Below are 13,320 nucleotides of genomic sequence, written 5' to 3' on the forward strand. Positions count from 1 at the left end.
GTCGACCTTCAGGACGTCGATGGGGAACTCGCGGAGGTAGCTGAGCGAGGAGAACCCGGTGCCGAAGTCGTCGATGGCGATGGAGACGCCCAGGTCCTTCAGGGCGGCCATGGTGGTTCTGATCTGGGCGTCCCTGCGCATCAGGACGGTCTCGGTGAGTTCGAGGACGAGGGAGCCGGGCGCCAGCCCCGAGGAGTGGAGGGTGCGGCGTACTCCTTCGAGGAATCCCGGGTCGCGGAACTGGCGGGCGGAGACGTTCACGCTGGCGTACAGCGGGGCCTTGTGGGGGCGGGCGCGCTGCCAGCGGGCGATGTCGAGCGCGGCGTGTTCGAGGACCCAGGCGCCGAGGGGCATGATGTGGCCGCTCTCCTCGGCCAGGGCGATGAACTGGTTCGGCGGGACCATGCCGCGGCGGGCGTGCGGCCAGCGGACGAGCGCTTCGAGGCCGGCCGGTGTGCCGTCCCGCACCTCGACGATCGGCTGGTAGCGCAGGGCGAACGCCTTGTCGGCGATGGCCGTGTCCATGCCCGCCTGGAGTTCGTGCCGGGCGACGAGCCGGGAGTGGAACTCGGGGTGGAAGAGCCGCCAGCGCTTCTTGCCGGCCGCCTTGGCGGCGTACAGGGCGAGGTCGGCGTGGCCGAGGAGTTCCTCGGCGTGGGCGCTGTCGAGGACGGTCGCGACGCCGACGCTGGTCGACACGGACACGGCTCCGTCGGTGAGGTGGAAGGGCTGGCTCAGGGTGTGCACGATCTCCGCCGCGAGGGTCTCGGCGTCGCGGGGTTCGCGCGCGCCCTCGATGAGCACGGCGAACTCGTCGCCGCCGAGTCGGGCGGCGGTGTCGGTGAGCCGCAGGACGGAGGTGAGGCGGCGGGCGACGGCGACCAGGAGTTCGTCGCCGACGGAGTGGCCCATGGTGTCGTTGACGACCTTGAAGTCGTCGAGGTCGACGAAGAGCATGCAGGTCAGGGTGGATTCGCGGCGTCCCCTGAGGAGGGCCCGCTCGACCCGTTCGAGGAGCAGGACTCGGTTGGGGAGCCCGGTGAGGGAGTCGTGGAACGCCCGGTGGGTCAGCTCGCGTTCGAGTTTCCGCTGTTCGGTCACGTCGCGGAGGGTGAGGACGAGGCCGTGCACGGTGTTCTCGTCGCGGAGGTTGCTGCAGCGGACCTCCACCTCCAGGTCGGCCTGCCCGCCGTGGAGGAGCTTCCAGTCGTCCCGGGCGTCGACGGCGGCGCGGGTGCGGGCGTCGGCCAGGACGCGCAGGGCGGAGGCCGTGTCGGCGGGGGCGACGAGGTCGGTGAGGGGGGTGCCGGGGAGCAGGGAGCGGCCGAAGAGGGACTCGGCGGAGGGACTCGCGTACCGGACGGTGTCGTCGTCGTCGACGATGAGGATGACGTCGGAGGTGTTGTGCACGAGGGTACGGAAGTAGGCCTCGCTGGTACGGCGGTTGACCTCCTCGCTGAGGGCGAAGCGTTCGAGGGCGAGGGCCGCCTGGGAGGCGAGGGACTGGGCCGGGCCGGAGATCTCGGCGAGCTTCTTCTCGGGGCCGGCGATGAGCAGGACGCCGAGCAGCGGTTCGGGGCCCGCCGGGGCCTGGAGTTCCAGGGGGCAGAGCAGCGCGAAGTTCTCGGGGGCGAGCTCGGCGGCGACGGCGGGGTCGAGCCGGGACACGGGAAGGAGCCGGGTGCCGTCGGAGACGGTCTCGGGCCAGGTGCTCTCCGGGGACTGGCCGGCCGGGTCGCCTGCGGGACGGGGCGGATCGGTGGGGGGACGGGCCGGACCGGACGCGGAGGCGGTGGGGTGCCCGTTCCCGTGGGACTCGCTCGCGGGCGGCGTCGAGCCGGGCGAAGTCGGCGTGGGCCCGTTCGGCGTCCGGAGCGGTGACGTCGGGGGCCGGGTCAGGTCGTCCGTGTGGCAGCTCCACGGGTGGCCCGCGGTGGCGACGCCGCTCAGGCCGCCGCGGCGGTCCCGGGTGAGCAGGAGGACCCGGTGCCCGGTGCCGGGGCCGAAGAGGGTGGCGGACGCCGTCTCCACGGCTCCGGCGACCTCGCGGGGGCTCAGTGCGGCGACGAGGGAGGCGGCGGCCATCCGGAGGCTGCGTTCGCGCGCCTCTGCCTTGCCGTGGTCGTTCATCATGCCCCAGAGCCGGGCGAGGACCAGCAGGAACATCAGCGCCGAGAAGATCGCGATCACGGCGATGTCCTGGTCCCGGTCGTCCCGCAGTGACTGGAACAGCAGCAGGGCGGGGGCGACGAGCGAGGCGCCGGCGAGCAGGGCGAGCCGTCGCTCGGCCACGTGGGGCGCCGGCTCGGGGGCGCGCTCGGTGAGCCCGGTCATCGACGGGTGGAGGGCGGCGAGGCCCCAGGCGGTGAAGAAGACGACCCAGCCGAGGTCCCAGGGGGTGCCGACCTGCCAGGTGCCGCGCAGCTGGAGCGTGCCGTAGATGACGTCGGAGGCGAGGATGCCGCAGGTGCCGAGGGTGAGGAGCTGCACGGCCCGGGATCTGAGGCCTCCCGGTACGAGCAGCCGGGCGAGCATCGCGAGCATCAGCACGTCGCCGAGGGGATAGGCGATGGAGATGGCCTTCTCGATCCAGCTCATGTCCTCGCTCCTGGCGAGCGGGGTGATGAGGTTGACCCAGGAGAGCAGGGCGAGGCCCGAGGTGAGGATCAGCGCGTCGAGGACGACGCCGAGGTCGCGGCCGACGGCCCGGTAGCGGATGAAGCCGAACAGGCCGATGGCGAACAGCGGGTACGTGGCCAGGTACAGGGCGTCGGCGATGGAGGGGAACGGCCTGGTCTGGCCGAAGAACGCCTCCAGGGCGTTGTACGCCGTGTCGCCGCCCACGAAGGCGAGGTTGGCTGCGGCCAGCACCAGCCAGGGCCAGCGCCGTGACGGCTTGTGGACGTGGACACCGACGAGAATGGCGGCGACGCCGCCGAGGCCGATGAGCGCCCACAACACGGTGTGCCGGGCGGGGAACTGCAGATAGGCGGCCGTCAGCACGGCCACGATCACGAGGTACACCAGGGTCCATCGGCGCAGTGCCCGGGTCGCGGTGAGCGGCCTGCTGGGCTGGCGCAGCGACATCGTCGACCGCCCCCTTGCCGGGTCGGACGGACGCCGTCGGGAGCGCCCTGTTCGCGGATAGGACCCCGTACGGTGTCCATTCTCCGGGGCGCCCGGGGCACCTGCATCTCGGAGCCGATCGCGTGGGGACCGGAGGCACGGACGAGGGCTGGGTGGTCCGGCGTCAGGAGGAGGCCCTTGGGGCGGCCGGTGGGGCTCCGCGTCAGGGGGAGGCTTTTGGGGTGGCCGGTGGGACTCCGTGTCAGGGGAGGCCCCCGGGGTGGCCGGTGGGGCTCCGTGTCAGGAGGAGGCCCCCGGGGTGGCCGGTGGTCCGCGTCAGGAGGAGGCGCGGACCACGAGCTCCGTCGGGAGCATCTGGCGGGGCTGCTCGTCCGGCTCGCTGGGCGCGGCGATCTCCTGGAGCAGCAGCCGGGCCATGGTGCGGCCCATCTCCTCGATGGGCTGCCGGACGCTGGTCAGCGGCGGGTCCATGTGCCGGGCGACGGCCGAGTCGTCGACGCCGACGAGCGCCACGTCCTCGGGGACCCGGCGGCCCGCCTCGCGCAGGACGCCGCGCGCGCCCGCGGCCATGACGTCGGAGGCGGCGAAGACGGCGTCCAGGTCCGGCCTGCGGTCCAGGAGTCGACGCATGGCGCGCCGCCCGCCCTCCTCGGTGAAGTCCCCGGTGGCGACGAGCTCCTCGTCGGCGGGGAGCCCGGCCTCCGCGAGGCCCTCCCGGTAGCCGTCGAGACGGCAGCGGGCCACGTACATGTCGAGCGGTCCGGTGATCGTGGCGACGGCGCGTCGGCCGCGCGCGGCGAGATGGGCGACGGCGGTCCGGCCGGCGCCGGTGTTGTCGGAGTCGACGAAGGCGACCCGCTCGTCCTCGGTGCGGCGGCCGTTGAGGACGGCGGGCAGGCCGAGGGCGCGGACCTGGTCGGGCAGGGGGTCGGCGGCGTGCACGGAGACGAGGAGGACACCGTCGACGCGCTGGGCGGCGAGGTAGTGCTCGAAGCGCTGCCGCTCCTGCTCGCTGCGGATCAGGGTGAGCAGCAACTGCTTGTCGGCGTCGGCGAGTTCGCTGCTGACGCCGCGGATGATGTCGAGGAAGTACGGCTCCGCGAAGAGCCGGGCCTCGGTCTCGGGGATGACGAGCGCGACGGCGTCGGTCCGGCTGCCCGCCAGGGCGCGGGCGGCCCGGTTGGGTACGTAGCCGAGCTCGGCGACGGCCTGCTCGACGGCGGCCTTGGCCTGTTCGCTCACCCGGGGGGAGCCGTTGATGACCCGGGAGACGGTGCCGCGGCCGACTCCGGCCCTGGCCGCGACCTCCTCAAGGGTGGGCCTGCCGGTCTGCCGCCCGCTCACCGCCATGTGCCGCTTCTCCCCTCGGGCCGCCGCCCCGCCTGCGTGTGCACGCGAACCTATCAGGCGGGGCGAGGCCGCCCCGGGGCGCCGCGGAAGGGCCACGGGGCGCGCTCGGGCGACGGTCGGCGGATCACCCGGGCGACGGTCCCGGTGCGCTCGGGCGACGGTCGGCGGATCCTCCGGGCGACGGTCCCGGGTGCGCTCGGGCGGCGGTCCCGGCGACGCTCAGGCGCCGGTCGGGGCAAGCTCCGCCATGGCGCCCCAGCCCTGCTGCGGGACCTCGACGTTGATGATCTCGGGGGTGGTGGCGATGGCGCCGGCCATGGCCTCAAGACCGGCCGTGAAGTGCGGGGAGGCGACGTGGGCCGCGCCCGCCGCGGCGTCCGCGAAGGCCTCCAGGAGGACGAAGACGTTCGGGTCGTCGACGCTGCGGGACCAGTCGAAGAAGAGGTTGCCGGGCTCCTCGCGGGTGGCGCGGGTGAAGTCGGCGACCAGGTCGAGCCAGCGGTCGGCGTGATCGGGGCGGGCGGTGAAACGTACGGCGATGAAGATCATGCGGCAAGCCTGCGGCGCCCCGGCCCGCGCGGCCAGTCGGGCCGGTCAGGATTCCGGCAGGGCCGGAAACTCCGGTACGGCGCGGGTGAGCGCCGCGCGGATCCCGCCCTGCAGCCGCCCGAAGTCGGCGGTCGGCAGCGAGACGGACAGGGCGTGCACGATGCCGTCGCCGCGCGCGGGCAGCGCGACGGCGAGACAGGTGTACGCGAGGTCCGCCTCGCCCACGGACACGGCGACGCCCTGCCCGCGCACCCGCTCGACCTCGGCCTCGAAGCGGTCGGCGCTGGTGATCGTCCGTTCGGTGAAGCGGGCCATCCCGTGCTCCGCGAGATAGCGGCGGCGCAGCGGGCGCGGCAGCGCGGCGAGCAGCGCCTTGCCGTGGGCGGTCGCGTGGGCCCGCTGCTCGGGGCCCGGCACGAAGGGGTGGGCGGTGTCGGTGACCGGGGCGGTGGTGTCGACGACGGTGATCAGGCCGTCGCGGTAGGCGGTGTGGTACGCCTCCGCGCCCGTGGCCCGCCGCAGCCGGCCGAGGAGTTCGCCGGTGCCGGCGCCGAGTCCGTGGTGCCGCTGGTGGGAGCGGTGCAGGGCCGGGACGCGGGGCCCGGGGGCGTAACCCTCGGCGGTACGGACGAGGTAGCCGCGCGCGAGCAGGGGCCCGGTGAGGTGGTAGACGGTCGAGAGGGCGCAGCCGAGACGCCTGGCCAGCGCCTTCGCCCCGACGGGCCGGTCGGCGTCGGCGACGGCGTCGAGGACGGCGAGGGCCCGGTCGACGGACCGGGGCCCGGGGCTCGGGGACGGGGCAGGCATCGGTCCAGCTTAGGCGGGCGGGGCGGCGGGCACCCGGACCCGGCACTCTCCGTACCGGCTCCGCTTCCTTCCGTATCCCCGCAGGTCAAACACCGCTTATGTGCATAAGACACTCTTTCGGCGTACCGTCAGGTGTTCCCCTGATCCTCGACGCCACGGGAGAGCGCGTGCCCCGCTCCACGACCCACCATGCCCCGACGCCCCGCGAGGGGCGCCGTCCGCGTCTCCGGACAGCGGCGATCGCGACGGGTGTGGTCGCCCTCGCCGCGGGCGGCCTGTACGTGGCCGGGCTCGTCGCCACCGGGGACGACATATCCGCCGGCACCCGCGTCGGCGGCGTGGACATCGGCGGCATGAGCCGCGCCGGCGCCGAGGCCAAGCTGGCGGCGGAGGCCCCGGCCGCGTGGAGCGCCCCGATACCCGTGCGGGTCGGGGACAGCGCCTCGACCGTGAGGCCGGCGTCCGCCGGCCTCACCGTGGACCTGGCGAAGACCGCCGAGCTGGCGGCCGACCCCTCCCGCGACCCGTTCACCGTGATCGGGCGGCTCTTCTCGTCCGGCGACCGCGAGATCCAGCCGGTCCTCGCGTACGACGCGGACAAGGCGAACGCCGCCGTGGCCGAGTTGGCGAAGAAGAACGACCGCGCCGTGCGCGAGGGGTCCGTGGCCTTCCGCGAGGGCAAGGCCGTCGCGACCCGTCCCGTCACCGGCCAGAAACTGGACACGGGCAGGGCCGTCGAGACCCTGCGCGCCGCCTACCCCGCCACCACCGGCGCCTCGCCCGTCACCCTCCCGGTCGCCGTGACCGAGCCGAAGCTGCCCGCGGCCGAGGTGACCCGCTTCCTCGACACGTACGCGAACCCCGCCGTCTCGGGACCGGTGACGCTCACCGCGGGCGCGGACCGGCTGCGGATCTCCGCCGCGACGCTCGGCGACCACCTCACCGTGAAGAACGAGAACGGCCGGCTGACCGCCGACCTCGACGCCGAGGCGCTGCTGCGCGACCCGGACGTGGCGGACCCGATCTCCTCCCTGACGGGCGCGCCCGTCGAGGCGACCCTCGGCGTGCGGGACGGCAAGGTCGTCGTGGAGTCGGAGGGCAGGCCGGGCCACGAGGTGACCGCGAAGGCCCTCGGTGACGCCGTGCGCCCGCTGCTGACCCGGTCGGGCGCCGCCGCGCGCACCGCCGCCGTGGCCACGACGGTCACCCAGCCCGAGCTGACGTCCGGCTCCCTGGCGCGTCTCGGGATCACCGAGCAGATGTCGACGTTCACGGTGAACTTCCCGAGCGCGCCGTACCGGACGACGAACATCGGCCGGGCCGCCGAGCTCATCAACGGTTCGATCGTGCGTCCGGGCGAGGTGTGGAGCTTCAACAGGACGGTCGGCGAGCGCACCCCGGACAACGGTTTCGTCGACGGCACGATGATCCTGGACGGCCAGTACCGTTCCGCGCCCGGCGGCGGTGTGTCGGCGATGGCCACCACCATGTTCAACGCCATGTTCTTCGCCGGGGTGAAGCCCGTCGAGTACGGCGCCCACTCCTTCTACATCGAGCGCTACCCGGCGGGCCGCGAGGCGACCGTCGCCTGGGGCCAGCTCGACCTGAAGTTCCGCAACGACTCCGGGAAGCCGATCTACATCAAGGCCGGAGCGACGGACTCGTCCGTCACCGTGAGCTTCCTCGGGACGAAGAAGTACGACTCCGTGGAGGCGGTCGCCGGGGAGCGCACCAACCTCACCGAGCCGGGGAAGGCCGAGGGCACCGGCAAGGCCTGTGTGCCGCAGCCGCCGCTGGAGGGTTTCGACATCTCGGTCGACCGGGTCTTCAAGAACGACGGCGCCGAGGTCAAGCGGGAGACGTTCAAGACCCACTACACCCCGCGCGACGAGGTCACCTGCAAGCCGGTCGACGAGTCCGACAAGGAGACGGACGCCAGGTGACCGGCGGGTGGCCGACGGGGAGACGGACGGACGGAAGGGTGTCTTCCCGTACGGCCGGGGCATGACTCCGGAGCACGGCCCACCAGGCCAGGGCCGCCCTCAACCGTCCGGAGGCCCGCCTTGGCGCAGCGCAGCGACCCCTTCGAGCGGCTCCTCGCCGACGCCGTGCGCGCGGGCGTCTGCCCCGGCATGGTGTGGGCCGTGGGCGACGCCCGTACGACCCTGTCGGCGGGGGCCGTCGGTCTGCTCGACCCGGCGGACCCCGGCGGACCGATGCGGGACGACACCCTCTTCGACGTCGCCAGCCTCACCAAGATCCTGGCCGTCTGGGCGGTGGTCGGCACCCTCGTCGACGCCGGGAAGCTCGACCTGACGGCCCCGCTGGGCAGTTACTGGCCGGCGGCGGCGGGGCGGCCGCTCGCCGACGTGACGGCACATCACCTCCTCACCCACACCGCCGGCATGCCACTCCGGGCCAACCTCCGGCACCTGTACGGCTCCGATCCGCAGGACGTGCGGGACGGCGTCCTCGCCGAGCGGCTCCGGCACCGGCCGGGCGAGGCCGTCGCGTACACCGACCGGGCGGCCCTGATCCTCGGCTACCTCGCCGAGCACCTCACCCGCCGTCCGCTCCCCCGGCTCGCCGAGGAGCGGGTCTGGACCCCGCTCGGGATGACGGAGACCCGGTACGGTCCGTTGCCCGCCGCGCTCAGGGAACGGTGCGCGCCCACCGAGTACGACGAGGAGAGCGGCCGGCACCTCAAGGGCACCGTCCACGACTTCTCGGCCCGTCTTCTCGGCGGCGCCTGCGGGATCGCGGGGGTCTTCACGACCACCGGCGACGTCGGACGCTTCCTGCGCCACCTCCTCGCCCCGGTGCCCGGCACGTTCTCCGCCGAGTGGACGGCCGGCTCGCTCCGCGTCCGCACCGGCGGCCTCGAACCTCCCCGCGGCCTGTTCTGGCACCCGGCGCCGGGCACGGAACCCGCGGACGACGTCTGGTCCCACTTCGGCTTCACCGGCACGGGCATGTGGGTCTCACCGGCCCGGGACCGCTGGGCGGTCCTGCTCACCAACCGCCTCCACCTGACCCGGGATCCCGGCCCCCTGGCCCGCGTCAGGGAGGTGTTCCGGACCCTCGCCTTCCGGTGACGCGCCACGGGCGTCGCCTCGCGGGTCGTGAGCTTGGACACCCCTTTGATTGATCAAACAGGCCTGGGGTTACCATATGAGCGCCGCCTAGCTCGAAAGATAAACTTGTGACTGTCAATGACGACTCGTTCACCAGCTGGAAGAACCGCGAGGAGATCGCGGAGTCGATGATCCCGATCATCGGGAAGCTGCACCGGGAGCAGGACATCACCGTCCTGGTCCACAGCCGCTCCCTGGTGAACAAGTCGGTGGTCAGCATCCTCAAGACCCACCGGTTCGCCCGTCAGATAGCCGGCGAGGAGCTGTCGGTCACGGAGACGCTTCCGTTCCTCCAGACGCTCACCACCCTCGATCTCGGCCCGTCCCAGATCGACATCGGCATGCTCGCCGCCGACTACAAGACCGACAACCGCGGTCTCACGGTGGAGGAGTTCACCGCCGAGGCCGTCGCCGGTGCCACCGGTGAGAACAAGATCGAGCGCCGTGACGGCCGCGACGTCGTCCTCTACGGCTTCGGCCGCATCGGCCGCCTCGTCGCCCGCCTCCTCATCGAGAAGGCCGGCTCGGGCAACGGTCTGCGCCTGCGCGCGATCGTCGTCCGCGGCGGCGGCGAGCAGGACCTGGTGAAGCGCGCCTCGCTGCTGCGCCGTGACTCGATCCACGGCCAGTTCCAGGGCACGATCACGGTCGACGAGGCGAACAGCACGATCGTCGCCAACGGCAACACGATCAAGGTGATCTACGCCAACGACCCCTCCGAGGTCGACTACACGGCGTACGGCATCGAGAACGCCATCCTCATCGACAACACCGGCAAGTGGCGCGACCGCGAGGGCCTGTCGAAGCACCTGCGCCCCGGCATCGACAAGGTCGTCCTGACCGCGCCCGGCAAGGGTGACGTGCCGAACATCGTGCACGGCGTCAACCACGACACGATCAAGCCGGACGAGCAGATCCTCTCCTGCGCCTCCTGCACCACCAACGCGATCGTGCCGCCGCTGAAGGCGATGGACGACGAGTACGGCGTGCTCCGCGGTCACGTGGAGACGGTCCACTCGTTCACCAACGACCAGAACCTTCTGGACAACTACCACAAGGCGGACCGCCGCGGCCGTTCCGCGCCGCTCAACATGGTGATCACCGAGACCGGTGCCGCCTCTGCCGTCGCCAAGGCGCTGCCGGAGCTCAAGGCCCCGATCACGGGCAGCTCGATCCGCGTCCCCGTCCCGGACGTCTCGATCGCCATCCTGAGCCTGCGCCTGGGCCGCGAGACCACCCGCGACGAGGTCCTCGAGTACCTCCGCGACGTCTCGCTGCACTCGCCGCTGAAGCGTCAGATCGACTTCACCACGGCCCCCGACGCGGTCTCGATGGACTTCGTGGGCTCCCGCCACGCGTCGATCGTCGACGCCGGCGCGACCAAGGTCGACGGCGACAACGCGATCCTCTACCTGTGGTACGACAACGAGTTCGGCTACTCGTGCCAGGTCATCCGGGTCGTCCAGCACGTCTCCGGCGTGGAGTACCCGACCTTCCCGGCCCCGGCGGTCTGATCTCCGACCGCCCACCGGCACGGCGGCGCGCCGCACTTCCTCCGGGAGGTGCGGCGCGCCGCCTTTCGCCGTCCCCCTTCCTCCCCCGCCGCGCGAACCGACCGCCGCCGCCCGGCGTCCCTCCCCGCATGGACACGTTCACGCACGGGATACGCCAGCTCCTGCGGTTCGCGGTACTGGAGGTGCGGTGCTGCGCCTTCGCCGTCGCGCTCGTCGGGGGGATCGCCGTCTCGACCCTGCTGCCCGAGCTGCCGATCGCCCGTTACGACCTGCTGCTGCTGTACGGGATCGGCCTCACCGTCGTGGCCTGGAAGGTCGGGTGGGACACCGGGCGGGACATCGCGGTGATCGCCGCCTGCCACGCCACGGGCCTGCTCTTCGAGTTGGTCAAGGTACGGATGGGCTCGTGGAGTTATCCGGAGGAGGCGCTGACGAAGGTCGGCGGGGTGCCGCTGTACGGCGGTTTCCTGTACGCGGCGCTCGGCAGTTACGTCTGCCGGGCCCGGCGCCTGTTCGATCTGCGGCTGACGGGCTACCGGCCGCGCGCGACGGCCGCGCTCGCCGCCGCCGTGTACGTCAACTTCTTCAGCCACCACTGGCTGCCCGACGCCCGCTGGGCCCTGGCGGCGCTGCTTCTCGTGGCGACGGCGGGGACCTGGGTGCGCTTCCGGGTGGGCGACCGGGACCACCGGATGCCGCTGGCCCTGTCGTTCGTCCTGATCGGTTTCTTCCTCTGGGTCGCGGAGAACGCGGCCACGTACGTCGGCGCCTGGAGTTATCCGCACCAGCTGGACGGCTGGCAGCCGGTGTCCCTCGCCAAGTTCGGCGCCTGGGCGCTGCTGATGACGGTCACCTTCGTCCTGGCAATGTCTTCCCGCACGGCGCGACACGAGAATTGAGGCAATTTCGTGCACGGGTCCAGGGGACGTGGTACAGTCGACAGCAGTTGCAGTCGTGGTTCCCAAAGAAACTTACAAGTGCCTTTGACGATTCGACATCGTCAGGCACTTTCTGTGTTTTCGGTGCAGTTTTCCGGACGGGGCAATCATCACGGCGACGCCGGGGTCCGCACAGTGCGGCCCCCAGGGCTACGCCCCGAAGGAGAATTGACATGGCTAACGGCACCGTGAAGTGGTTCAACGCTGAAAAGGGCTTCGGCTTCATCGAGCAGGAGGGTGGCGGCCCGGACGTCTTCGCCCACTACTCCAACATCGCCACCTCTGGCTTCCGTGAGCTCCAGGAAGGCCAGAAGGTGACCTTCGACGTCACGCAGGGCCAGAAGGGCCCCCAGGCGGAGAACATCCTCCCCGCCTGACGTTGACACGTCCGACGCAGCCGGTGTCCTCACCCGTGTGGTGAGGGCCCCGGCTCGTCGCATTTTCCAGGCTTTTCCAGATATTCCCGGGCTTTTCACCGACCGTTCGCCGATTTCACCCCTCGGCGTGGCCGGAACCGCACGCCCGCGGCATTCGGTACGTTCCAGTAATTCATCGGGCCCGCGGCCCCTCGCGAATTCCTCGAAGCGCACCGTTTCGAGGAGGACCCATGAACAACCCGAACGGCGCGAAGAGCGCACCCCGTACGGACCGGGCGGGACGCGGCACCCCCGCCCGTGACGACTGGGCGGCGCTGCCCGCCGGCACCCCGGCGCTGCCGCCCGCCGCCACCTTCGCCGAGCTCGACCTGCCGGCCGAGGTCCACGACGTCCTCGCCGGGCTCGGCGTCGACACGCCGTTCCCGATCCAGTCCGCGACCCTGCCCGACGCCCTCGCGGGCCGTGACGTCCTGGGGCGCGGGCGCACCGGATCCGGCAAGACCCTCGCCTTCGGCCTGCCCCTGCTGGTCCGTGTCGCCGGCCGGCGCGCCGATGCGCGTAGGCCGCTCGCGCTGGTCCTCGTACCCACGCGCGAACTGGCCCAGCAGGTCACGGACGCCCTCGACCCGTTCGCCCGGGCCCTCGAACTGCGCCTGGCCACCGTCGTCGGCGGCATGTCGATCGGCCGGCAGGCCACGGCGCTGCGCGACGGGGCCGAGGTCCTGATCGCCACGCCCGGCCGGCTCATGGACCTCGTCGAGCGCAAGGACTGCCGACTGGACCGGGTGGGCGTCACCGTCCTCGACGAGGCCGACCAGATGGCCGACATGGGCTTCATGCCGCAGGTCACCGAGCTCCTCGACCTGGTGCCCGCCGGGGGCCAGCGCATGCTGTTCTCCGCCACGCTCGACCGCAACGTCGACCTCCTGGTCGAGCGGTACCTCACGGACCCGGTCGTCCACTCCGTCGACCCGTCGGCGGCGACCGTCACCACGATGGACCACCACGTGCTCCACGTGCACGGCGCCGACAAGTTCGCCACCGCCACGGAGATCGCCGCCCGCGAAGGCCGAGTCATCATGTTCCTGGCGACGAAGGCCTCCGTCGACCGGTTCACCAAGCACCTCCTCGGCAGCGGTGTACGCGCCGCCGCCCTGCACGGCGACAAGTCCCAGCCGCTGCGAACCCGCACCCTGGACCGCTTCCGCAGCGGCGAGGTCCCGGTGCTCGTCGCCACCAACGTGGCGGCGCGCGGCCTCCACGTCGACGAGCTCGGCCTCGTCGTCAACGTCGACCCGCCCGCCGACCACAAGGACTACCTGCACCGCGGCGGGCGCACCGCCCGCGCCGGGGAGTCCGGGGTCGTCGTCACCCTGGTCACCCCCGAGCAGCAGCGTGACGTGGCCCGGCTCATGGCGGACGCCGGCATCCGCCCCCGGGTCACCAAGGTCCGGTCGGGCGAGGCGGAGCTGAGCCGCATCACCGGCGCCCGTACCCCCTCGGGCGTGCCCGTCGGCGGCGCCGCGCTTGGTGCCCTCCTGGCTGCCCGCGGCGCCGACGACGG

At 72.5% G+C, this 13,320-nt stretch carries 10 protein-coding genes; 6 read left to right on the forward strand and 4 right to left on the reverse strand.

Features of this window, described 5'->3' with window-relative positions:
• From AOK00_RS40315 to AOK00_RS14675, 4 genes are all read right to left on the reverse strand, one after another.
• On the reverse strand, positions 1–3,087 hold a 3,087-nt coding region (locus tag AOK00_RS40315), incomplete at its 3' end, for a putative bifunctional diguanylate cyclase/phosphodiesterase (protein ID WP_254047373.1).
• Positions 3,088–3,402: 315 nt separating this feature from the next.
• Positions 3,403–4,437: a LacI family DNA-binding transcriptional regulator gene (locus tag AOK00_RS14665; RefSeq protein WP_055600750.1), complete on the reverse strand. Its 1,035-nt coding sequence runs from the start codon at positions 4,435–4,437 to the stop codon at positions 3,403–3,405.
• A gap of 219 nt (positions 4,438–4,656) precedes the next feature.
• Positions 4,657–4,986, reverse strand: coding sequence for a putative quinol monooxygenase (locus AOK00_RS14670; protein WP_055600751.1), 330 nt, complete (start codon positions 4,984–4,986; stop codon positions 4,657–4,659).
• Between the two features lie 45 nt (positions 4,987–5,031).
• Positions 5,032–5,793, reverse strand: a complete 762-nt coding sequence (locus AOK00_RS14675) for an IclR family transcriptional regulator (RefSeq protein ID WP_055600752.1) — start codon at positions 5,791–5,793, stop codon at positions 5,032–5,034.
• 167 nt (positions 5,794–5,960) lie between these two features.
• Between AOK00_RS14675 and AOK00_RS14680 the strand changes: the two genes are divergently transcribed.
• From AOK00_RS14680 to AOK00_RS14705, 6 genes are all read left to right on the forward strand, one after another.
• On the forward strand, positions 5,961–7,736 hold the full coding sequence (locus AOK00_RS14680; protein ID WP_079042010.1) for a VanW family protein: 1,776 nt from the start codon (positions 5,961–5,963) through the stop codon (positions 7,734–7,736).
• Positions 7,737–7,856: 120 nt separating this feature from the next.
• Positions 7,857–8,888 carry a serine hydrolase domain-containing protein gene (locus AOK00_RS14685; protein WP_055600754.1) on the forward strand — a complete coding sequence of 344 codons (1,032 nt, stop codon included), beginning with the start codon at positions 7,857–7,859 and terminating at the stop codon, positions 8,886–8,888.
• 107 nt (positions 8,889–8,995) lie between these two features.
• The gene (locus AOK00_RS14690) at positions 8,996–10,441 is read left to right on the forward strand and encodes a glyceraldehyde-3-phosphate dehydrogenase (protein WP_055600755.1); all 1,446 of its coding nucleotides are present in this window, start codon (positions 8,996–8,998) and stop codon (positions 10,439–10,441) included.
• Positions 10,442–10,569: 128 nt separating this feature from the next.
• On the forward strand, positions 10,570–11,340 hold the full coding sequence (locus AOK00_RS14695) for a DUF817 domain-containing protein (protein ID WP_055600756.1): 771 nt from the start codon (positions 10,570–10,572) through the stop codon (positions 11,338–11,340).
• 212 nt (positions 11,341–11,552) lie between these two features.
• Positions 11,553–11,756 (forward strand): cold-shock protein, encoded by a 204-nt coding sequence (locus AOK00_RS14700; RefSeq protein ID WP_030218719.1) that lies wholly within the window; start codon positions 11,553–11,555, stop codon positions 11,754–11,756.
• A gap of 230 nt (positions 11,757–11,986) precedes the next feature.
• Positions 11,987–13,320 (forward strand): DEAD/DEAH box helicase (locus tag AOK00_RS14705; protein ID WP_055600757.1); only part of this gene is annotated, 1,334 nt, incomplete at its 3' end.

It is taken from the genome of Streptomyces aureus, assembly GCF_001418135.1.
Taxonomy (GTDB): Bacteria; Actinomycetota; Actinomycetes; order Streptomycetales; family Streptomycetaceae; genus Streptomyces; species Streptomyces aureus_A.

Excerpts from the sequence above, each read along its gene's own strand:
- AOK00_RS14695 (WP_055600756.1), top strand. The coding sequence starts at position 10,570 with ATGGACACGTTCACGCACGGGATACGCCAGCTCCTGCGGTTCGCGGTA.
- AOK00_RS14700 (WP_030218719.1), top strand. The coding sequence starts at position 11,553 with ATGGCTAACGGCACCGTGAAGTGGTTCAACGCTGAAAAGGGCTTCGGC.
- AOK00_RS14665 (WP_055600750.1), bottom strand. The coding sequence starts at position 4,437 with ATGGCGGTGAGCGGGCGGCAGACCGGCAGGCCCACCCTTGAGGAGGTC.
- AOK00_RS14670 (WP_055600751.1), bottom strand. The coding sequence starts at position 4,986 with ATGATCTTCATCGCCGTACGTTTCACCGCCCGCCCCGATCACGCCGAC.
- AOK00_RS14675 (WP_055600752.1), bottom strand. The coding sequence starts at position 5,793 with ATGCCTGCCCCGTCCCCGAGCCCCGGGCCCCGGTCCGTCGACCGGGCC.